Consider the following 21,088-nt stretch of genomic DNA (forward strand, 5'->3'; position numbering starts at 1 on the left):
AGTGCGGTTCTACTGACCCGGAGCCGCCATGATCCTGCTTATCGATAACTATGATTCCTTTACCTGGAACCTCTACCAGTATTTTTGTGAACTGGGCGCGGAAGTGCAGGTCCGGCGCAATGATGCGCTGACGCTGGCGCACATTGACGCTTTGAACCCGCAAAAAATCGTTATCTCTCCTGGCCCCTGTACGCCGAATGACGCTGGCATTTCACTGGCGGTCATCCGCCATTATGCCGGACGTATTCCGATGCTGGGCGTTTGCCTGGGTCATCAGGCGATGGCGCAGGCCTTTGGCGCGACGGTGGTGCGGGCAGCAAAAGTGATGCACGGTAAAACCTCGCCGATTACGCATAACGGGCAGGGCGTTTTTCAGGGACTCGCCAACCCATTAACCGTGACACGCTACCATTCTCTGGTGGTTGCCCCCGAAACGCTTCCTGACTGCTTTGAAGTGACCGCCTGGAGTGAGACACAGGAGATCATGGGCATTCGCCACCGCGAGTGGGATCTGGAAGGCGTGCAGTTCCACCCGGAAAGTATTCTCAGCGAACAAGGACACGCTCTGCTGGAAAATTTCCTCCGGCGTTGATTTGTGGTTGCTATTGAGTGATTTTTTATTCATATTTTGTGATTATAATTTCACTGGCATTTCTACTTAACCGGGTGGTAATGATATGGCAACTGAACAAACGGCTATTACGCGCGCAACTTTTGATGAGGTGATTCTGCCTGTTTATGCACCGGCGGACTTTATTCCGGTCAAAGGTAAAGGCAGCCGCGTATGGGATCAGCAGGGCAAAGAGTATATCGATTTCGCCGGCGGGATTGCAGTGACTGCGCTGGGCCATTGCCATCCGGCACTGGTCGAGGCGCTGAAATCCCAGGGGGAAACCTTGTGGCATACCAGTAACGTTTTTACCAATGAACCAGCGTTGCGTCTGGGACGTAAACTGATCGACGCCACGTTTGCCGAGCGCGTGCTGTTTATGAATTCCGGCACCGAAGCGAACGAAACCGCTTTTAAACTGGCGCGTCATTATGCCTGCGTGCGCCATAGCCCGTTCAAAACGAAAATCATTGCCTTCCATAACGCCTTTCATGGCCGTTCCTTGTTTACCGTCTCTGTCGGCGGGCAGCCAAAATATTCCGACGGCTTTGGGCCGAAACCCGCCGATATTGTTCACGTTCCCTTCAACGATCTCCATGCGGTGAAAGCGGTAATGGATGACCACACCTGCGCGGTGGTGGTCGAGCCGATTCAGGGTGAAGGCGGCGTGCAGGCGGCTACACCGGAATTCCTCAAAGGGTTACGCGACCTGTGTGACGAGCATCAGGCGTTGCTGGTGTTTGATGAAGTGCAGTGCGGGATGGGGCGCACCGGAGACCTGTTTGCCTATATGCACTACGGCGTCACGCCGGATATCCTCACCAGCGCCAAAGCGTTAGGAGGCGGTTTTCCGGTGAGCGCCATGCTGACCACGCAGGAAATAGCCTCGGCCTTCCATGTCGGTTCGCATGGTTCAACTTATGGCGGCAATCCGCTGGCCTGTGCGGTGGCTGGCGCGGCATTCGATATTATTAATACGCCAGAGGTACTACAAGGCATTCACACTAAGCGGCAACAGTTTGTGCAACATTTGCAGGCGATTGACGAGCAATTTGACATTTTCAGCGATATTCGCGGCATGGGGCTGCTGATTGGCGCGGAACTGAAACCGGAGTACAAAGGTCGGGCGCGCGATTTTCTGTACGCAGGAGCGGAGGCCGGCGTGATGGTGCTCAATGCCGGAGCCGACGTGATGCGTTTCGCGCCGTCGCTGGTGGTGGAAGACGCGGATATCGAGGAAGGGATGCAGCGCTTTGCGCAGGCGGTAGGGAAGGTGGTGGCCTGATGGCGGATTGCCGGATAAGCGTAGCGCATCCGGCAGTCGGACTTAACCTTTTGTATCCCGTAGCCGCTTACTCAGCCAGATACCGTGATGCGGACGCTGACGCCAGGCCATCGACGAAATGGTGTGCATGGTGTTCAGATGGCCAATGATGCGCTGTAAATGTTGTTCCAGAGTGCTCAATAAGCCATGTGACGGCATGTCCGGCGACTCCAGAATATTGACATCGCCGGAGCCGCCTGGCCTGTCGTACTCCAGGCGCTGCTGGCAGCGCTGAATCGCAATCTCGCAAGATTCCAGATAGCGCTGCGCCAGATCCGGCGTCAGCATGGTGTGTTCCCGCGCCAGCGTCGTCATGGCGTTGATATGCTCGACAATAAACTGGCTGTGCGTGACCCACAGTTTCATATCCGACAGATAGTGGGTATTGAATCCGGGTTCCTGCATTGCCTGATTTAACGAGTTGAATAACGTGTTATGCGCCTGGTTGACCCGCATTCTTTGATAAGCGAGCGGGGTGGCCTGCGGATCGTTACTGAGGATCAGTCGGATAGCTTCTTGATCGGCTTCCAGCGCATCATGGGCGTTTTTACGTAATAGCCCGCTTTGCCATTGCGGCCACAGCCAGACCATGCCGCCAAAGGCAATTAAACAGCCAATCAGCGTATCGATCAGCCGCGGCACAATAAACTGCTCTCCGTTTAACGTCAGTAACTGGATGGTGTATACCGCCGTCACCGTAAAGCCGACCGTCGCCCAGCCGTAGTTTTTACGAATAATCAGATAACTTGCCAGCGTTAGTACCAGCATGACCGCCAGCGTAATGCTTTCGGGAATATGTAAGTGCAGCGTGACGCCGGCAATCACCAGGCCGACCAGCGTTCCGACCGAACGGTGCAGAATACGTACGCGCGTCGCGCCATAGCCGTTTTGGGTGACAAACAGCACTGTCATGAGTATCCAGTACGGTTTAGGCAGGTGCAACGCGCTGCCCATCAGACTGGCGATGCTCATCATCACGCTGATGCGTCCGGCATTGCGTAGCGCCGGCGATTTTAGAGACATATAATTTTTCAGCGCCGGAAGTAGCGGCAGACGACGCTGTTTATCGGCCATCAGGTCGCGGGCGTACAGCGGACGCTGAGTACGCAGCACACGGGCGATTCGACTGAAGTGCCAATAGCAGAACTGGCCTACCGGATTTTCAGGATGCTGATTGGCGATTTTCTCCAGAGCGCCAATCTGTTTTTCCATGGAGAAGCGCGTCGGCAGACGATGATAAAGAATGTCATCCGCCAGCACGCGCAGACGGGCGGCGACCGTTTGCGCATTCCAGCGAATCACCTCTTCCGCATGGCTGCGTTCTACCAGTTTCTGTACCTCTTCCGGCTGATGCAAGCTGACGGAGATGTGCTCCTGCAAATCCATCGCTTCCTGAAAAGCCCGTAGTAGACGCTTGTAATCATTATTGTTGTGCGCCGAAAGCATATGCATCTGTTGGTAACACTGGGTAATGAGATCGACCGCTTTTTGCTGGCGTATCAGCAGGGGAGGCAGCGCTTTTTCCGGATCGATATGTTGGGTGAGCAGGCTGTATTTCGCTTCGCAATAATCGGCCAGTTCACGGTATAACAAACTCAATGACTCGCGCAGCGGCTGTTCGCGCCATAGCCAGAACCAAAACCAGTTAAACACGCCGTACCATAGCGTGCCCAGCGCATAAATGAGCAGTGGCTCCCAGACGGGCATGTATCCCGCAAGACTCAGGGTAAAGATGGCGGCAATCAGCGACGCTGGCAGTAGCCGCGCGTGAAGCGGGCTAATTTCCGCCGTCACGCCAAGCACCAGCGTGAGCCCGGTCAGGATCAACGGCAGGGGGATGGATTCCGCCAGCAGAAGTTGCGTTACCAGACTGCATCCGGCGAACAGCGACGCGCCGATGATCAGGCGTTTAAAAAAGCGTTTGTGCGGGGTATCCAGACCTGCAATGTTGCAGCAGGCGGGAACGAGAGAGAAAAGCAAGCCCAGGTGTAGCTGGCCTATCAATAAACCAACAGCCACAGGCAGGCACAGCACCAGCGTTTGCCGTAGTGCGTAATTAATCTCTGGGTGATAAATCAGTCTTCGCCACATCGATGCAAACAAAAATGGCGCATGATAAAACGCGCCATTCTGACGGAATTAACGGGTGCCGTAGACGACGATGGTCTTGCCATGCGCGGAGATCAGGTTTTGATCTTCCAGCATTTTCAAAATACGACCAACGGTTTCGCGGGAGCAGCCGACGATCTGGCCGATTTCCTGACGGGTGATTTTGATCTGCATCCCATCCGGGTGCGTCATGGCATCGGGCTGTTTCGCCAGATTCAGCAGCGTCTGAGCGATACGCCCGGTGACGTCAAGGAAGGCGAGGTTACCTACTTTTTCAGAGGTGACTTGTAAGCGACGAGCCATCTGGGAAGAGAGGCGCATCAGAATATCCGGGTTGACCTGGATTAATTGGCGAAATTTTTTGTAGGAAATTTCAGCGACCTCACATGCGGTTTTCGCACGTACCCAGGCGCTGCGTTCCTGGCCTTCTTCAAACAGGCCCAGTTCACCAATAAAATCACCCTGATTCAGATAAGAAAGGATCATTTCTTTCCCTTCCTCATCTTTGATCAGCACTGCCACGGAGCCTTTAACGATGTAGTACAGCGTTTCTGCTTTTTCACCCTGGTGAATCAGCGTGCTCTTTGACGGGTACTTATGAATGTGGCAATGAGACAAGAACCATTCAAGAGTCGGGTCTGTTTGCGGTTTGCCAAGCACCATGCGCGGTTATCCTCTGTTATAAGCTGTCTCCAGAGCCAGAAAACGGCACTGTCTCTGGGGTTGCAAAAATATACTTCCCGCTACCTGGGAAGGGGGCTACGAAAATAGATTGTAGCCTGTAATGTGATGTCCTCTGCATACATGCAGTACGTCAATGTATTACTGTAGCATCTTGTCTGTTTTAGCATAGCTTTCGCCGTGTGTCTCCTGGTGTCTCGCTTCAGCATGACCCAGGTCGCCTTCCATTGCGACTTTTGTTGTATGCGCGTAATCTTTCAGGAAAATTGAAACATTGGAGTTACGAAATATGCAAGCGCGTGTAAAGTGGGTTGAAGGGCTCACGTTCCTCGGAGAGTCCTCCTCCGGCCACCAGATTTTAATGGATGGCAACTCCGGTGACAAAGCGCCGAGTCCGATGGAGATGGTATTAATGGCGGCTGGCGGATGTAGCGCTATTGATGTGGTATCAATCCTGCAAAAGGGCCGTCAGAATGTCACCAACTGCGAAGTGAAGCTGACATCCGAGCGCCGGGAAGACGCGCCGCGCCTGTTTACGCACATTAATCTGCATTTTATCGTTACCGGCAGCGATCTGAAAGAGGCTGCCGTCGCGCGCGCTGTCGATCTCTCCGCGGAAAAATATTGCTCGGTGGCGCTAATGCTGGAAAAAGCGGTCAATATTACCCATTCGTATGAAGTGATTGCGGCGTAACACGTGATGCCGGATGGCGGCGTGGCTTTATCCGGCCTACCCGTTTTTATCTCGTAGGCCCGATAAGCGTAGCGCCATCGGGCATTTCACCGCGGTTATTCGATTTTTTTGCCTTCCATTAATCGCTGCACCAGCGGCAACATAATCAGCTCCATCGCCAGCCCCATTTTGCCGCCCGGCACCACTAATGTATTAATGTGAGAAATAAACGAGCCCTGGAGCATCGCCAGGAGCCAGGGAAAATCGATCCCTTCCAGGTTGCGGAAATGGATCACCACAAAACTCTCATCCAGCGAGGGAATACCCTTTGCGGCGAACGGATTGGACGTGTCGACGGTCGGCACGCGCTGGAAGTTAATATGGGTACGCGAGAACTGCGGCGTAATGTAATTGATGTAGTCGTCCATGGAACGCACCACGGAATCCATCACCGCTTCACGGGAGTGCCCGCGCTCGCTGGTGTCGCGAATCAGTTTCTGAATCCACTCGAGGTTGACGATAGGCACCACGCCAACCAACAGATCAACATGACGCGCGACATCATGTTGCGGGGTGACGACGCCGCCGTGCAGTCCTTCATAAAACAGCACATCGGTCGGTTCGGGAAGCGGCTGCCAGGGGGTAAACGTGCCGGGAACCTGATTCCACGGTACGGCTTCATCATAGGTATGCAGATATTTACGCGACTGGCCTTTACCCGTCTGCCCGTACTCAATAAAGGTATGTTCCAGTAGGCTGAAGTCATTGGCTTCAGGCCCGAAATAGCTGATATGCCGCCCGGCGTCACGCGCTTTGCGGATCGCCATATCCATTTCCGGGCGGGTGTAACGATGAAAACTGTCGCCTTCCACCTCGGCGGCGTGCAGATTTAACTGCGCGAAAATTTTACGAAACGCGAGGCTGGTGGTGGTGGTCCCCGCGCCGCTTGACCCTGTTACTGCTATCACCGGATGTTTGGCTGACATGGCAACTCCATGATTGAGCTTTAGTAATAATGTATTGTCGGCAAAGGCGTTTTATTCGCGAAACTGCTTTTTCGGCATAATATTGACCGTTTCATGTAATTCAGACCATACCAGCACGGCCTCGCCGGATTGCAGTTGGCGTTTTACGTCAGCGACTTTTTGTTCAAGCGAACGTTCATGTTCACCATAATCGGTGCCTTCGCGCAACACAAAGCTTTCGATCAGGTTGTCCAGCGTGTCGGGGGCGAGCCCCTGCCAGGGAATGATCATGATGACGCCTCCAGGTACGTTGTCAGCCAGTCAGGAATTCGGCGTTCCAGCCACATTTCAGGGCGCAGCGGCGTACCGCCGATAAATCCTACGTGTCCGCCATGCTCAGTTAGCTGATACTCCACCTGCGGGGGCAGATCTTCCGCTTTAGGGATCACATGATGATCCATAAACGGATCGTCTTTAGCGTGAATAATCAGCGTCGGTTTAGCAATCTGGTTAAGCAACGGCATGGCGCTACACTGACGATAGTAGTCGATGGCGTCGGCAAAGCCGTGAATTTTCGCGGTGATCAGGTCGTCAAACTCGCGAATACGGCGCATTGATTTCAGTTGCGCCAGATTCACCGGCAGCGACCCGGGGTACGCCGCCAGCTTGCGTGACGCATTCGCTTTTAACAGATTAAGCAAATAACGCTGATAGACGCGGGAAAACCCTTTGTCCATATGGTAGCTACAGGCTTCGAGAACAAAGGGCGCAGAAACAATCACCGCCGCCTCGATGGGAATATCGCGGCCTTCTTTCGCCAGCAGGCACGCCAGCATATTACCGCCGAGCGAATAGCCCACGGCGGCTGTCGGAACGGCGCCGAACTCCCGCTGTAACCAGCGTAAAAACCAGGCTCCGTCCTCCGTTTCACCGGAGTGGTAAATACGATTCAGACGGTTGGGTTCGCCGCTACAGCCGCGAAAGTGCATCACCACGCCCAGCCAGCCGCGCTTTTGCGCCGCCTCAATCAGCCCGTGGGCATAGGGGCTGTTCAGGCTGCCTTCCAGACCGTGAAAGACCACCAGCCGCGGTTTATGCTTTGCCTGTTGCGGTTCTTCGCTCCATGCCAGATCGACAAAATCGCCGTCCGGTAGCTCCAGCCGCTGCCAGTGGGCGTTGAACTTCACTTTGCGGCGGATTAAGCGCGGCAGCATAGTTTGTAAATGGCGATTACGAATGCCACGCATGGGAATAAATTCATGCGAGTCATTGACAGGCGGGGTCATTTCTGTGGACGTGATCTCAACCATAGCACCAGAACAATTGATAATTGGAAACAATACTATACCGCGCATAAGGTTCACAGATTAGTCAATATGTGATTTTACGTTCAATTGGTCGTCTGGCGAAATAAAATTGCGCCTCATTTCACCAGCGGGGGCGGTATGCAAGGCGCGCGCAATACCCCACAGAAATCGCGTGAACCTCTGCATCAGCCGAATTAATCGTGGTAGTGTGGCAACACGATAGTTATGTGACTCAAGGAGAAGGCATGTCGAAGACACTTTTACAGATCCATTTTAACTTTAGCGGCCCTTTTGGCGAGGAGATGACTCAGCAACTGGTCGGGCTGGCGGAGTCTATCAATGAGGAGCCGGGCTTCATCTGGAAAATCTGGACAGAAAGCGAGAAAAACCAGCAAGCTGGCGGCATTTACTTGTTTGAATCCGAAGAAACGGCGCAGGCTTATATTAAAAAACACACTGCGCGTCTGAAAAATCTTGGCGTTGATGAGGTGACGTTTAAATTATTTGGCGTGAACGACGCGCTGACGAAAATAAATCACGGCAACCTTTGCCGCTAAATCACATAACGCAGGCTTCTGTTCCGGTGCTGCCGACCGCAACGGTAATCTTTATACCGGGACGAGTACCGAAGAGGCCTTTATGGACGAACAGCGGACCACGAACGTTCTCTTCCAGCGTGTTCAGCGCCTCGGCGGTGCGGGCGATGTTACCCTTCTCCACAAACATCATGAAGATGGTGAGCTTGCGGAAGGTAATGTCATCGGTGATTGACAGGTTCATCGCCCGCCCCGCGCGTTAGAGCCTATCGCAGTAGGCGTAATTGTTGAAGCCAGTTTGGGGCCGGACAGCGCGCAGAAACCGGAGCGTACACATAGTACGTGAGGATTTCGAGCACTGCCCGGCCCTAAAATGGCGAATAAAATAGCCTAATGGGATAGGCTCTTAGTCGTTCTGCATCATCTGCTCAAGCTGCTCCTGCGCCTCAAGCCATGCCATTTCACATTCTTCCAGCCCGGATTTGGCGCTGGCCTGCTGTTGCAGACACTCGGTCATCTCCGCTTTACGGCTGGGGTCATACAGGCTGCTGTCGCCGAGCTTCTCTTCCGCCTGCGCTAACTGGGCGTTGAGCTTTTCCATCTCTTTTTCCAGACGGGTAATCTCTTTACGCAGCGGCTGCGTCAGAGTGCGTAGCTCGGCTTCGCGACGCTTCTGATCTTTGCGTGACTGGGCGCTGTTGGCGTTGTTTTCCTTCGGCGCGTCGTCGGCCTGGTTTTCCTGCTTCTGCACATCGCTCAACCACTGCTGATAATCTTCCAGGTCGCCGTCGAACGGTTCGACCTTTTTGTCGTGAACCAGATAGAGGTCGTCAGTGGTGGAGCGAATCAGGTGGCGGTCGTGCGACACGACGACCAATGCGCCTTCGAAATCAATCAGCGCTTCGGTGAGCGCCTGACGCATGTCGAGATCCAGGTGGTTGGTCGGTTCATCGAGCAGCAGCAGATTTGGACGCTGCCAGACGATCAGCGCCAGCACCAGGCGCGCTTTCTCGCCGCCGGAGAAACGTTGCGTCTCTTCCGTTACTTTGTCGCCCTGGAAGCCGAAGCCGCCGAGATAGTCGCGCAGCTTCTGCTCCAGTTCCTGCGGCGCCAGACGCGCCATATGCTGCAACGGGGATTCATCGGCGCGCAGGAACTCCAGTTGGTGCTGGGCGAAGTAGCCGAGCTTAATGCCTTTGGCGAGGCCAATTTCACCGTGCAACGGTTCCAGTTCGCCCGCCAGCAGCTTGATCAGCGTCGATTTCCCCGCGCCGTTGCGGCCCAGCAGGCCGATACGCGAGCCGGGCACCAGGTTCAGCTTGATGGATTCCAGAATGATGCGATCGCCATAACCTGCGCTGACTTTTTCCATCTTCAGCAGCGGGTTCGGCAGGCTTTCCGGCGCGCGGAAGCTGAAATGGAACGGGTTGTCGACATGAGCCGGCGCAATCAGTTCCATACGCTCCAGCATCTTGATACGGCTTTGCGCCTGCTTGGCTTTGGTCGCTTTGGCGCGGAAACGGTCGATGTAGCTTTGCAGATGCGCCACACGCTCCTGCTGGCTCTCATACATCGCCTGCTGTTGCGCCAGGCGCGTGGCGCGCTGAACTTCAAACGCGCTGTAGTTGCCGGTGTACTCGAACAGAGTCTGCTGTTCGATATGGATAATTTTATCCACTATCGGGTCAAGAAAATCGCGATCGTGGGAGATCAGAATCAGGGTGCCTGGATAGCTCTTCAGCCATTTTTCCAGCCAGATAACGGCATCCAGATCGAGGTGGTTGGTCGGTTCGTCGAGCAGCAGTAAATCGGAACGGCAAATCAACGCCTGAGCCAGGTTAAGGCGCATCCGCCAGCCGCCGGAAAAGTCGCTGACCGGACGTTCCAGCTGATCGTTAGAGAAGCCGAGACCGTGTAGCAGGCTGGCGGCGCGCGAGCGAACGGTCCATGCGTCGATGGCGTCCAGCTTACCGTGTATGGAGGCGATAGCATGTCCGTCGTTACGTTCGTTGGCGTCGTTAAGCTGCGCCTCCAGCTGCCGGTATTCACGGTCGCCATCAATGACATACTCAATCGCTGGCTGAGGCAACGCAGGTGTTTCCTGATTCACCCACGCTAATTGCCAGGTTCCGGGCAGGGTAAAACTCCCGGCATCGGCGCTGATTTCATTTTTTAGCAATGCCAGCAGGGTAGATTTACCGCAGCCGTTTTTACCCACCAGGCCGACTTTCTGGCCTGGATTAATGGTAGCCGAGGCATTGTCCAGTAGGACGCGCACGCCGCGACGAATTTGTAACGAGGAGAAAACAATCATAAGGCGCCGTATGTTCAGACTATGTTAATTTATCATTATGATAATGTAATATTCGGGCGTACCGCCGCGCTGGAGCGCAATGGTAGCTCAAAACAACAACGATACACAAAATCATTCAGGCCGCCTTTGGTGAGGGACAAGAATATCTCTCATTAATCTCCAGCGGCGGACATAGAGTACGTTCCTGAGTTGAACAAACACTGTCAACGTAGAAGCGGCCTGAAGAATGGCATGTATCGACCCAAAACAACCGGGAGGGGGATTGATGTCTCAGCCAGCGAAAGTCTTGCTGTTGTATGCCCATCCGGAATCTCAGGACTCGGTTGCTAACCGGGTACTGCTTAAACCGGCCATACAGCACAATAACGTAACCGTGCACGATCTTTATGCGCGCTATCCTGATTTTTTTATCGACACGCCCTATGAACAAGCCCTGTTACGTGAGCACGACGTCATTGTTTTTCAGCATCCCCTTTACACCTATAGCTGTCCGGCTTTACTGAAAGAATGGCTTGATCGCGTTTTGAGTCGGGGGTTCGCCAGCGGACCAGGGGGAAACCAACTGGTGGGAAAGTACTGGCGTAGCGTGATTACGACCGGCGAGCCGGAGAGCGCTTACCGGTATGACGCGCTAAACCGCTATCCAATGAGCGATGTACTGCGCCCCTTTGAACTGACCGCGGCCATGTGCCGGATGCACTGGATGCCGCCCATTATTGTGTACTGGGCGCGGCGCCAGTCGCCGCAGACGCTGGCCAGTCATGCGAAAGCCTATGGCGAGTGGCTGGCGAATCCTGTGAGCGCGGGAGGCTATTGATGGAAGGTGCTGATTTATTGACAGCGGGAGTGTTGTTCCTCTTCGCGGCGGTGGCGGCGGTGCCGTTAGCCGCGAGGCTGGGCATCGGCGCGGTGCTAGGGTATTTGCTGGCGGGAATCGCCATCGGTCCGTGGGGGCTGGGATTTATCAGCGACGTTGACGAGATCCTGCACTTTTCCGAACTGGGCGTCGTGTTTCTGATGTTTATCATTGGTCTCGAACTCAATCCGTCCCGGCTTTGGCAACTACGGCGCTCTATCTTCGGCGTCGGCGCTGCTCAGGTGCTGTTAAGCGCGGCGGTGCTGGCGGGGTTATTGATGCTTGCTGATTTCTTATGGCAGGCGGCGGTCGTCGGCGGGATTGGCCTGGCGATGTCTTCGACGGCGATGGCGCTACAACTGATGCGCGAGAAAGGCATGAACCGTAGCGAGTCCGGGCAGTTAGGGTTTTCCGTCTTACTGTTTCAGGATTTAGCGGTGATCCCCGCGCTGGCGTTGGTGCCTTTATTGGCGGGATCGGCCGACGAGCATTTCGACTGGTTTAAAGTGGCAATGAAGGTATTGGCCTTCGCGGTAATGCTGATTGGCGGTCGTTACCTGTTGCGCCCGGTATTTCGTTTTATTGCTGCGTCCGGCGTGCGGGAGGTCTTCACTGCCGCGACGTTGTTGCTGGTGTTGAGCGCCGCCTTATTTATGGACGCGCTGGGACTGTCGATGGCCCTGGGAACCTTCATTGCCGGCGTTTTACTGGCAGAGAGCGAATACCGGCATGAGCTGGAAAACGCTATCGATCCCTTTAAAGGTTTACTGCTTGGGCTGTTCTTTATCTCCGTCGGTATGTCGCTAAATCTCGGCGTACTTTATACCCATTTACTGTGGGTGGCGGCGAGCGTTGTTATTCTGGTCGCCATAAAAATGCTGACGCTGTATCTGCTGGCGCGGCTATATGGAATAAGAAGTTCTGAACGGATGCAGTTTGCCAGCGTGCTGAGTCAGGGGGGCGAGTTCGCTTTTGTGCTCTTTTCTACCGCCTCTTCTCAGCGCCTGTTTCAGGGCGATCAGATGGCGTTATTATTGGTGACTGTCACGTTATCAATGATGACCACGCCGCTACTGATGAAAGGGATTGATAAGTGGTTATCGCGCCGTCTTAATGGCCCGGAAGAGAATGATGAAAAGCCGTGGGTTGAAGATGATAAGCCCCAGGTGATTGTCGTCGGCTTTGGCCGTTTTGGTCAGGTGATCGCTCGCTTATTGATGGCGAATAAGATGCGTATCACCGTGCTGGAACGCGATATCGGCGCCGTTAATCTGATGCGCAAATATGGTTATAAAGTATATTACGGCGACGCTGCACAAGTCGAGCTGCTGCGTTCTGCGGGCGCGGAGGCGGCGGAGTCGATAGTCATCACGTGTAATGAACCGGAAGACACGATGAAGCTGGTGGCGCTGTGTCAGCAGCATTTTCCTCATCTGCATATTCTTGCGCGAGCGCGTGGACGTGTGGAGGCCCATGAGTTATTACAGGCTGGCGTCACGCAGTTTTCCCGTGAAACGTTTTCCAGCGCGCTGGAATTGGGACGTAAAACTCTGGTGTCGTTAGGTATGCATCCGCATCAGGCGCAACGCGCGCAGTTGCATTTTCGTCGGCTGGATATGCGAATGTTGCGGGAGCTGATCCCGGAGCATAGCGACATGGTACAGATTTCGCGCGCCAGAGAGGCCCGACGCGAACTGGAGGAGATTTTTCAGCGCGAAATGCAACAGGAACGGCGCCAGTTGGATGGCTGGGATGAATTTGAGTAGGGGTAAAACAATGGCAATCCGTAAACGTTTTATTGCAGGCGCGAAATGTCCGGCCTGTCAGGCGCAGGATACAATGGCGATGTGGCGTGAAAATAATGTCGATATTGTTGAATGCGTTAAGTGCGGGCATCAAATGCGGGAAGCGGATAAAGACGTTCGCGAGCATGTTCGCAAAGAAGAGCAAGTGATCGGGATTTTTCATCCGGACTAGCGATATGCCGCAGGTTTTTTTAAGCTAAGGGGTACACGGCTGCAGAATTCCGCTACAATCTGCGCCACTATTCTTCCCATGCTCAGGAGATATCATGAAAGTAGCAAAAGACCTGGTGGTCAGCCTGGCCTATCAGGTACGTACAGAAGACGGTGTGTTGGTTGATGAGTCTCCGGTGAGTGCGCCGCTGGATTACCTGCACGGTCACGGCTCCCTGATCTCTGGTCTGGAAACCGCGCTGGAAGGCCATGAAGTTGGCGACAAATTTGATGTCGCTGTTGGCGCGAACGACGCTTACGGCCAGTATGACGAAAATCTGGTGCAGCGTGTGCCTAAAGACGTCTTTATGGGCGTTGATGAACTGCAGGTAGGGATGCGTTTCCTGGCTGAAACCGACCAGGGCCCGGTACCGGTAGAGATTACCGAAGTGGAAGACGATCACGTTGTGGTTGATGGTAACCACATGCTGGCGGGCCAGAATCTGAAATTTAACGTCGAAGTTGTTGCGATTCGTGAAGCGACTGAAGAAGAACTGGCTCACGGTCATGTTCACGGCGCGCACGATCACCACCACGATCACGGTGAAGACGGCTGCTGTGGCGGTCATGGTCATGACCATAGTCACGAGCACGGCGGCGAAGGCTGCTGCGGTGGCGGTGGTAAAGGCGGCTGCGGTTGCCACTAATCCCCGTCGTCTTTCAAGCCACCGCGGTGTTGGCTACGCTTTCAAACCCCGATCACATAGTTATCTATGCTCCCGGGGAATTTTCAAGCTTGCCGCCTTGCTGTGACTCGAAATCCTTAGGGTATTATCATTGGTTCGATAAATCATCGGGCACAAAAAAAGCGGGTTAACCCCGCTTTTTTTTCGTCTCAATAATGCGGCGGCGGCGTTTCTTCTGCCTGAGAGGCGATATTTGACGGCTGACTGGCTTTTAACTTTTCCGTGAGCAAACGCAGATGATCGCGCAGCTTCGCCATCTCCATTTCATGTGCGGTTACCGTCAGGTTTAGTTCTTCTATGGTAATCTCCTGGAACGCCAGACGGCTTTCCAGTTCAGCCAGACGAGCTTCCATCGTGATATCCTGCATGATGTACCTCTTTATGTTGTCTCCGTCGGCGGATTCTACTTAACTTTACCGGCTTTCACAGCAACCATTACGCGCCCTACGAAACTAATTTAAACAAAAAGAGTCTGAAAAGAAGTGATAATAGGGCGTGTTCGTATGTTGATTTGTTCTGCAACGATTTATAGTACGCTTCTTACGTAAGTTAACATGGGGCGAGATGCCCCGGCCCTGGAGATATGGATGAAATCACTGTTTAAAGCCACGCTGCTGGCAACTACGATGGCCGTTGCTATGCATGCACCGATCACTTTTGCTGCTGATGCGGCGAAACCGGCAGCTACCGCTGATAGCAAAGCAGCATTTAAAAACGACGATCAAAAAGCGGCTTATGCGCTGGGCGCCTCGCTGGGTCGTTACATGGAAAATTCGCTTAAAGAGCAGGAAAAGTTGGGCATCAAACTGGATAAAGATCAGTTGATTGCCGGCGTTCAGGATGCCTTTGCCGATAAGAGCAAACTGTCCGATCAGGAAATTGAGCAAACGCTGCAGACGTTTGAAGCACGCGTGAAGAGCGCTGCTCAGGCGAAGATGGAAAAAGACGCTGCCGATAACGAAGCAAAAGGTAAAACGTTCCGCGACGCTTTTGCTAAAGAGAAAGGCGTGAAAACCTCCTCTACCGGTCTGCTTTACAAAGTAGAGAAAGAAGGCACAGGCGAGGCGCCGAAAGATAGCGATACCGTTGTGGTGAACTACAAAGGTACGCTGATCGACGGTAAAGAGTTTGATAACTCTTACACGCGCGGCGAACCGCTCTCCTTCCGTCTGGACGGCGTTATCCCTGGCTGGACTGAAGGCCTGAAAAATATTAAGAAAGGCGGCAAGATCAAGCTGGTTATCCCACCGGCGCTGGCCTACGGTAAAACGGGCGTTCCGGGTATCCCGGCGAACTCCACCCTGGTATTCGACGTAGAGCTGCTGGATATCAAACCAGCGCCGAAAGCGGATGCTAAACCTGCCGATGCGGCTGACGCTAAAGCCGCAGATGCTGCTAAAAAATAAAAACTGAGAGCCGCCGCTTGTAATAGCGGCGGTTTTTTTTATGCAGGCCGGATATATTACTCACCATAATTTGATTTGCGGATAACGGCGCTTGCGCTGGTCGTTAAGGGCGAGACCGTAGGCTGAATGACCGCCAACGCACACGTAGCCTGAAATAGACGAGCAAATTAGTACTGGAAAGATGAACCCTCACTGTATTAATTTAATCATCCGCGTAAATAATGAGCCTGCCCTGAAAACATAACGACAGGCTCCTGAAAAGGAGTGTTTTTTTTCATGTCCAGGTCGCTTTTAACCAACGAAACCAGTGAACTTGATTTGCTGGATCAGCGTCCCTTCGAGCAAACCGACTTCGATATTCTGAAATCCTACGAAGCGGTAGTGGACGGGTTAGCGATGCTTATAGGTTCCCATTGTGAAATCGTATTGCACTCTTTGCAGGATCTAAAATGTTCAGCCATTCGTATTGCCAATGGCGAACATACGGGCCGTAAAATTGGCTCGCCGATTACCGACCTGGCGTTGCGCATGTTGCACGACATGACAGGGGCGGACAGTAGCGTGTCGAAATGCTATTTCACGCGCGCGAAAAGCGGTGTCTTGATGAAGTCGTTGACGATTGCCATTCGCAACCGCGAGCAGCGCGTCATTGGTCTACTGTGCATCAACATGAATCTTGATGTGCCATTTTCACAGATTATGAATACCTTTATTCCGCCGGAAACGCCGGAAGTCGGCTCAGCGGTTAATTTTGCCTCCTCAGTCGAAGATTTAGTCACCCAGACGCTGGAGTTCACGATCGAAGAAGTGAATGCCGATCGTAATGTCTCTAACAACGCGAAAAATCGTCAGATCGTCCTTAACCTGTACGAAAAAGGCATTTTCGATATTAAAGACGCCATTAACCAGGTAGCCGATCGTCTGAATATCTCAAAACACACGGTTTACCTCTATATTCGCCAGTTCAAAAGCGGCGATTTTCAGGGGCAGGATAAATAATGCGTTATGCCATTATGGTCACCGGGCCGGCATATGGCACCCAGCAGGCCAGCAGCGCATTGCAGTTCGCCCACGCGCTGCTCAATGAGGGGCATGAGTTAGCCAGCGTCTTTTTCTATCGGGAAGGTGTCTATAACGCCAATCTCCTGACCTCGCCGGCGAGCGATGAATATGATCTGGTACGCGCCTGGCAGAAATTGAATACGCAGCATGGCGTAGCGCTGAACATCTGTGTCGCGGCGGCGCTTCGTCGCGGTATTATTGATGAAACTGAAGCTGGCAGACTGGCGTTGCCGTCCGCCAATCTTCAGCCGGGCTTTACGCTAAGCGGACTGGGCGCGCTGGCGGAGGCATCTCTCACCTGCGATCGGGTGGTGCAGTTTTAATGAAACGTATTGCATTTGTCTTTTCCACCGCGCCGCACGGCAGCGCCTCAGGCCGTGAAGGACTGGATGCGCTGCTGGCGACGTCAGCGCTAACGGAAGCGCTGGGCGTCTTTTTTATCAGCGACGGCGTCTTTCAGTTATTACCGGGACAAAAACCAGACGCTGTGCTGGCGCGTGATTATATTGCTACTTTCAAGCTCTTTGATTTGTACGATATTGATCAATGCTGGATCTGCGCGGCATCGCTGCGCGAGCGTGGTCTGGAGAACGTTAATTTTGTGGTAGACGCCACGCCGCTTGAACCCGTGGCGTTACGCCGCGAGCTTGGCAACTATGATGTCATCCTGAGATTCTGAGGCGTTTATGCTGCATACCTTACCTCATTGCGCCTCGAGCGTTGATTTTCCCGCTTTGCTGCGCCTGCTAAAAGAGGGCGATGCGCTTTTGTTGCTCCAGGATGGCGTTACCGTCGCGATTGAAGGTAACCGCTTCCTTGAAAGTCTGCGCGATGCCCCCATAACGGTCTATGCCTTGAAAGAAGACATTGACGCCCGCGGCCTGGGTGGTCAAATTTCAGACAGTGTCGTCAGGGTTGACTATACTGAGTTTGTCAGACTCACGGTTAAGTATGCCAACCAGATGGCCTGGTGATGGCGGGATCGTTGTATATTTCTTGACACCTTTTCGACACCGCCCTAAAATTCGGCGTCCTCATATTGTGTGAGGGCGTTTTATTACGTGTTTACGAAGCAAAAGCTAAAACCAGGAGCTATTTAATGGCAACAGTTAACCAGCTGGTACGCAAACCACGTGCTCGCAAAGTTGCGAAAAGCAACGTGCCTGCGCTGGAAGCATGCCCGCAAAAACGTGGCGTATGTACTCGTGTATATACTACCACTCCTAAAAAACCGAACTCCGCACTGCGTAAAGTTTGCCGTGTTCGTCTGACTAACGGTTTTGAAGTGACTTCCTACATCGGTGGTGAAGGTCACAACCTGCAGGAGCACTCCGTGATCCTGATCCGTGGCGGTCGTGTTAAAGACCTCCCGGGTGTTCGTTACCACACCGTTCGTGGCGCGCTTGACTGCTCCGGCGTTAAAGACCGTAAGCAAGCTCGTTCTAAGTACGGCGTGAAGCGTCCTAAGGCTTAATGGTTCTCCGTTAAGTAAGGCCAAACGTTTTAAATTAATGTCAAACTAAACTCGTAGAGTTTTGGACAATCCTGAATTAACAACGGAGTATTTCCATGCCACGTCGTCGCGTCATTGGTCAGCGTAAAATTCTGCCGGATCCGAAGTTCGGATCAGAACTGCTGGCTAAATTTGTCAATATCCTGATGGTAGATGGTAAAAAATCTACTGCAGAATCAATCGTATACAGCGCGCTGGAGACCCTGGCTCAGCGTTCTGGTAAATCTGAACTGGAAGCTTTCGAAGTCGCTCTCGAAAACGTTCGCCCGACTGTAGAAGTTAAATCCCGCCGTGTAGGTGGTTCTACTTATCAGGTACCAGTTGAAGTCCGTCCGGTCCGTCGTAATGCTCTGGCAATGCGTTGGATCGTAGAAGCTGCTCGTAAACGCGGTGATAAATCCATGGCTCTGCGCCTGGCGAACGAACTTTCTGATGCTGCAGACAACAAAGGTACTGCAGTTAAGAAACGTGAAGACGTTCACCGTATGGCAGAAGCCAACAAGGCGTTCGCACACTACCGTTGGTAATCCCTTCGGAGTCATAGTCACCAGGCGGGCGCTTCAGGTAAGTCGCCCGTTTTGGATAACTTAACTGAACGCCTAAAGATATCAACGAGGAATCAAATGGCTCGTACAACACCCATCGCACGCTACCGTAATATCGGTATCAGTGCGCACATCGACGCCGGTAAAACCACTACTACCGAACGTATTCTGTTCTACACCGGTGTAAACCACAAAATCGGTGAAGTTCATGACGGCGCAGCTACCATGGACTGGATGGAGCAGGAGCAAGAGCGTGGTATTACTATCACCTCCGCAGCGACTACTGCATTCTGGTCTGGTATGGCTAAGCAGTATGAACCGCATCGCATCAACATCATCGACACCCCGGGGCACGTTGACTTCACTATCGAAGTAGAACGTTCCATGCGTGTTCTCGATGGTGCGGTAATGGTTTACTGCGCAGTTGGTGGTGTTCAGCCGCAGTCTGAAACCGTATGGCGTCAGGCAAACAAATACAAAGTTCCGCGTATTGCGTTCGTTAACAAAATGGACCGCATGGGCGCGAACTTCCTGAAAGTTGTTGGTCAGATCAAAACCCGTCTGGGCGCGAACCCGGTTCCGCTGCAGCTGGCAATTGGTGCTGAAGAAGGTTTCACCGGCGTTGTTGACCTGGTGAAAATGAAAGCCATCAACTGGAACGATGCCGACCAGGGCGTTACCTTCGAATACGAAGATATCCCGGCTGACATGCAGGACCTGGCTAACGAATGGCACCAGAACCTGATCGAGTCCGCCGCAGAAGCTTCTGAAGAGCTGATGGAAAAATACCTGGGTGGTGAAGAACTGACTGAAGAAGAGATCAAACAAGCTCTGCGTCAGCGCGTTCTGAACAACGAAATCATCCTGGTAACCTGTGGTTCTGCATTCAAGAACAAAGGTGTTCAGGCGATGCTGGATGCGGTAATTGATTACCTGCCATCCCCGGTAGACGTACCTGCGATCAACGGTATTCTGGACGACGGTAAAGATACTCCGGCTGAGCGTCACGCAAGCGACGACGAGCCGTTCTCTGCGCTGGCGTTCAAAATCGCTACCGACCCGTTTGTGGGTAACCTGACCTTCTTCCGTGTGTACTCCGGTGTGGTTAACTCTGGTGATACCGTACTGAACTCCGTGAAAACCGCACGTGAGCGTTTCGGTCGTATCGTTCAGATGCACGCCAACAAACGTGAAGAGATCAAAGAAGTTCGCGCGGGCGACATCGCGGCTGCTATCGGCCTGAAAGACGTGACTACCGGTGACACCCTGTGTGATCCGGAAAACCCGATCATTCTGGAACGTATGGAATTCCCTGAGCCGGTAATCTCCATCGCGGTAGAACCGAAAACCAAAGCTGACCAGGAAAAAATGGGTCTGGCTCTGGGCCGTCTGGCGAAAGAAGACCCGTCATTCCGCGTATGGACTGACGAAGAATCTAACCAGACCATCATCGCTGGTATGGGTGAACTTCACCTGGATATCATCGTTGACCGTATGAAGCGTGAATTCAACGTTGAAGCTAACGTGGGTAAACCTCAGGTTGCTTACCGCGAAGCGATTCGCGCGAAAGTTACCGACATCGAAGGTAAACACGCGAAACAGTCTGGTGGTCGCGGTCAGTATGGTCATGTTGTTATCGACATGTACCCGCTGGAGCCGGGCTCTAACCCGAAAGGTTACGAGTTCATCAACGACATCAAAGGTGGTGTAATTCCTGGCGAATACATCCCGGCCGTTGATAAAGGCATCCAGGAGCAGCTGAAGTCTGGCCCGCTGGCGGGTTATCCGGTAGTTGATCTCGGTGTGCGTCTGCACTTCGGTTCTTACCATGACGTTGACTCCTCTGAGCTGGCGTTTAAACTGGCTGCGTCTATCGCCTTTAAAGAAGGCTTTAAGAAAGCAAAACCAGTTCTGCTTGAGCCGATCATGAAGGTTGAAGTAGAAACACCTGAAGAGAATACCGGTGACGTTATCGGCGACCTTAGCCGCCGTCGTGGTATGCTCAAAGGTCAGGAATCTGAAGTTACAGGCGTTAAGATCCACGCTGAAGTACCGCTGTCTGAAATGTTCGGATATGCAACTCAGCTGCGTTCTCTGACCAAAGGTCGCGCATCGTACACTATGGAATTCCTGAAGTATGATGATGCGCCGAACAACGTTGCTCAGGCCGTAATCGAAGCCCGTGGTAAATAAGCCGCAGGGTTAAAAACCAAAATCCCGTGCTCTCTCCTGAAGGGGAGAGCGCTATAGTAAGGAATATAGCCGTGTCTAAAGAAAAATTTGAACGTACAAAACCGCACGTTAACGTCGGCACCATCGGCCACGTTGACCACGGTAAAACTACCCTGACCGCTGCAATCACCACCGTACTGGCTAAAACCTACGGCGGTGCTGCTCGTGCATTCGACCAGATCGATAACGCTCCGGAAGAAAAAGCGCGTGGTATCACCATCAACACTTCTCACGTTGAATACGATACCCCGACC

The 21,088-nt window shown here is 53.1% G+C and carries 25 protein-coding genes; 17 read left to right on the forward strand and 8 right to left on the reverse strand.

Annotated features, from left to right (window positions below):
• Positions 1-28 precede the first annotated feature (28 nt).
• Together pabA and ACLD4F_RS18080 are read left to right on the forward strand one after the other, a co-directional pair.
• Positions 29-592, forward strand: a complete 564-nt coding sequence (pabA, locus tag ACLD4F_RS18075) for an aminodeoxychorismate synthase component 2 (RefSeq protein WP_411010970.1) — start codon at positions 29-31, stop codon at positions 590-592.
• Between the two features lie 85 nt (positions 593-677).
• On the forward strand, positions 678-1,895 hold the full coding sequence (locus ACLD4F_RS18080; RefSeq protein ID WP_411010971.1) for an aspartate aminotransferase family protein: 1,218 nt from the start codon (positions 678-680) through the stop codon (positions 1,893-1,895).
• Positions 1,896-1,937: 42 nt separating this feature from the next.
• On the opposite strand, the gene ACLD4F_RS18085 is transcribed toward ACLD4F_RS18080, so the two are convergent.
• Together ACLD4F_RS18085 and crp are read right to left on the reverse strand one after the other, a co-directional pair.
• Entirely contained in the window at positions 1,938-4,025 is a 2,088-nt protein-coding gene (locus ACLD4F_RS18085) for a YccS/YhfK family putative transporter (protein WP_000269311.1), read from the reverse strand.
• 48 nt (positions 4,026-4,073) lie between these two features.
• The gene (gene crp, locus ACLD4F_RS18090; RefSeq protein ID WP_000242758.1) at positions 4,074-4,706 is read right to left on the reverse strand and encodes a cAMP-activated global transcriptional regulator CRP; all 633 of its coding nucleotides are present in this window, start codon (positions 4,704-4,706) and stop codon (positions 4,074-4,076) included.
• Positions 4,707-5,013: 307 nt separating this feature from the next.
• Here crp and ACLD4F_RS18095 point away from each other — a divergent pair, with 307 nt between their 5' ends.
• The gene (locus tag ACLD4F_RS18095; protein WP_001148919.1) at positions 5,014-5,418 is read left to right on the forward strand and encodes an OsmC family protein; all 405 of its coding nucleotides are present in this window, start codon (positions 5,014-5,016) and stop codon (positions 5,416-5,418) included.
• A 95-nt stretch (positions 5,419-5,513) separates the two neighbouring features.
• Here ACLD4F_RS18095 and ACLD4F_RS18100 read toward each other — a convergent pair whose 3' ends face one another.
• From ACLD4F_RS18100 to ACLD4F_RS18110, 3 genes are read right to left on the reverse strand one after another with little or no spacing between them, the layout of a single operon-like run.
• Positions 5,514-6,383 (reverse strand): phosphoribulokinase, encoded by an 870-nt coding sequence (locus ACLD4F_RS18100; RefSeq protein WP_001274690.1) that lies wholly within the window; start codon positions 6,381-6,383, stop codon positions 5,514-5,516.
• Between the two features lie 51 nt (positions 6,384-6,434).
• The gene (locus tag ACLD4F_RS18105) at positions 6,435-6,653 is read right to left on the reverse strand and encodes a YheU family protein (protein WP_000586568.1); all 219 of its coding nucleotides are present in this window, start codon (positions 6,651-6,653) and stop codon (positions 6,435-6,437) included.
• Positions 6,650-7,717, reverse strand: a complete 1,068-nt coding sequence (locus ACLD4F_RS18110; RefSeq protein ID WP_001214115.1) for a hydrolase — start codon at positions 7,715-7,717, stop codon at positions 6,650-6,652. Before ACLD4F_RS18110 ends, ACLD4F_RS18105 begins: the two co-directional genes overlap by 4 nt.
• A gap of 197 nt (positions 7,718-7,914) precedes the next feature.
• Between ACLD4F_RS18110 and ACLD4F_RS18115 the strand changes: the two genes are divergently transcribed.
• Complete coding sequence (locus ACLD4F_RS18115) at positions 7,915-8,226, forward strand: monooxygenase (protein ID WP_000047689.1); 312 nt, start codon at positions 7,915-7,917, stop codon at positions 8,224-8,226.
• Between the two features lies 1 nt (position 8,227).
• On the opposite strand, the gene ACLD4F_RS18120 is transcribed toward ACLD4F_RS18115, so the two are convergent.
• The gene (locus ACLD4F_RS18120) at positions 8,228-8,449 is read right to left on the reverse strand and encodes a LysR family transcriptional regulator (protein ID WP_079944722.1); all 222 of its coding nucleotides are present in this window, start codon (positions 8,447-8,449) and stop codon (positions 8,228-8,230) included.
• A gap of 162 nt (positions 8,450-8,611) precedes the next feature.
• Complete coding sequence (locus tag ACLD4F_RS18125) at positions 8,612-10,519, reverse strand: ABC transporter ATP-binding protein (RefSeq protein ID WP_023233146.1); 1,908 nt, start codon at positions 10,517-10,519, stop codon at positions 8,612-8,614.
• A gap of 265 nt (positions 10,520-10,784) precedes the next feature.
• Here ACLD4F_RS18125 and kefG point away from each other — a divergent pair, with 265 nt between their 5' ends.
• The 4 genes from kefG (at position 10,785) to slyD (ending at position 14,037) form a co-directional block, all read left to right on the forward strand.
• Positions 10,785-11,336 (forward strand): glutathione-regulated potassium-efflux system ancillary protein KefG, encoded by a 552-nt coding sequence (kefG, locus tag ACLD4F_RS18130; RefSeq protein WP_000081820.1) that lies wholly within the window; start codon positions 10,785-10,787, stop codon positions 11,334-11,336.
• Positions 11,336-13,141, forward strand: a complete 1,806-nt coding sequence (kefB, locus tag ACLD4F_RS18135; protein ID WP_023136948.1) for a glutathione-regulated potassium-efflux system protein KefB — start codon at positions 11,336-11,338, stop codon at positions 13,139-13,141. The genes kefG and kefB overlap by 1 nt, the downstream gene beginning before the upstream one ends.
• Before the next feature lie 10 nt (positions 13,142-13,151).
• Positions 13,152-13,352, forward strand: a complete 201-nt coding sequence (locus tag ACLD4F_RS18140) for a YheV family putative zinc ribbon protein (RefSeq protein WP_001007735.1) — start codon at positions 13,152-13,154, stop codon at positions 13,350-13,352.
• A 94-nt stretch (positions 13,353-13,446) separates the two neighbouring features.
• Positions 13,447-14,037, forward strand: coding sequence for a peptidylprolyl isomerase (gene slyD, locus ACLD4F_RS18145; RefSeq protein ID WP_001521971.1), 591 nt, complete (start codon positions 13,447-13,449; stop codon positions 14,035-14,037).
• 188 nt (positions 14,038-14,225) lie between these two features.
• Here the strand turns inward: slyD and ACLD4F_RS18150 are convergent, their stop codons facing one another.
• Complete coding sequence (locus ACLD4F_RS18150; RefSeq protein WP_001152701.1) at positions 14,226-14,444, reverse strand: protein SlyX; 219 nt, start codon at positions 14,442-14,444, stop codon at positions 14,226-14,228.
• A 219-nt stretch (positions 14,445-14,663) separates the two neighbouring features.
• Between ACLD4F_RS18150 and fkpA the strand changes: the two genes are divergently transcribed.
• From fkpA to ACLD4F_RS18195, 9 genes are all read left to right on the forward strand, one after another.
• Positions 14,664-15,482, forward strand: a complete 819-nt coding sequence (gene fkpA / locus ACLD4F_RS18155) for an FKBP-type peptidyl-prolyl cis-trans isomerase (protein WP_000838225.1) — start codon at positions 14,664-14,666, stop codon at positions 15,480-15,482.
• Positions 15,483-15,758: 276 nt separating this feature from the next.
• A complete protein-coding gene (locus tag ACLD4F_RS18160) occupies positions 15,759-16,481 on the forward strand; it encodes a transcriptional regulator (protein WP_000091471.1) in 723 nt (240 codons plus the stop codon).
• The gene (gene tusD / locus ACLD4F_RS18165; RefSeq protein ID WP_001268010.1) at positions 16,481-16,867 is read left to right on the forward strand and encodes a sulfurtransferase complex subunit TusD; all 387 of its coding nucleotides are present in this window, start codon (positions 16,481-16,483) and stop codon (positions 16,865-16,867) included. Before ACLD4F_RS18160 ends, tusD begins: the two co-directional genes overlap by 1 nt.
• Complete coding sequence (gene tusC, locus ACLD4F_RS18170; RefSeq protein WP_000820705.1) at positions 16,867-17,223, forward strand: sulfurtransferase complex subunit TusC; 357 nt, start codon at positions 16,867-16,869, stop codon at positions 17,221-17,223. The genes tusD and tusC overlap by 1 nt, the downstream gene beginning before the upstream one ends.
• 7 nt (positions 17,224-17,230) lie before the next feature.
• Positions 17,231-17,518, forward strand: coding sequence for a sulfurtransferase complex subunit TusB (gene tusB, locus ACLD4F_RS18175; protein WP_000903400.1), 288 nt, complete (start codon positions 17,231-17,233; stop codon positions 17,516-17,518).
• Between the two features lie 125 nt (positions 17,519-17,643).
• Positions 17,644-18,018, forward strand: coding sequence for a 30S ribosomal protein S12 (gene rpsL / locus ACLD4F_RS18180; RefSeq protein ID WP_000246815.1), 375 nt, complete (start codon positions 17,644-17,646; stop codon positions 18,016-18,018).
• A 95-nt stretch (positions 18,019-18,113) separates the two neighbouring features.
• Complete coding sequence (rpsG, locus tag ACLD4F_RS18185; protein WP_001138042.1) at positions 18,114-18,584, forward strand: 30S ribosomal protein S7; 471 nt, start codon at positions 18,114-18,116, stop codon at positions 18,582-18,584.
• Positions 18,585-18,680: 96 nt separating this feature from the next.
• On the forward strand, positions 18,681-20,795 hold the full coding sequence (fusA, locus tag ACLD4F_RS18190; protein ID WP_000124693.1) for an elongation factor G: 2,115 nt from the start codon (positions 18,681-18,683) through the stop codon (positions 20,793-20,795).
• Positions 20,796-20,866: 71 nt separating this feature from the next.
• A partial coding sequence (locus ACLD4F_RS18195) for a GTP-binding protein (RefSeq protein WP_000031665.1) occupies positions 20,867-21,088 on the forward strand: 222 nt, incomplete at its 3' end.

Source organism: Salmonella sp. 741265050_HSA (assembly GCF_046569445.1).
Lineage (GTDB): Bacteria > Pseudomonadota > Gammaproteobacteria > Enterobacterales > Enterobacteriaceae > Salmonella > Salmonella enterica.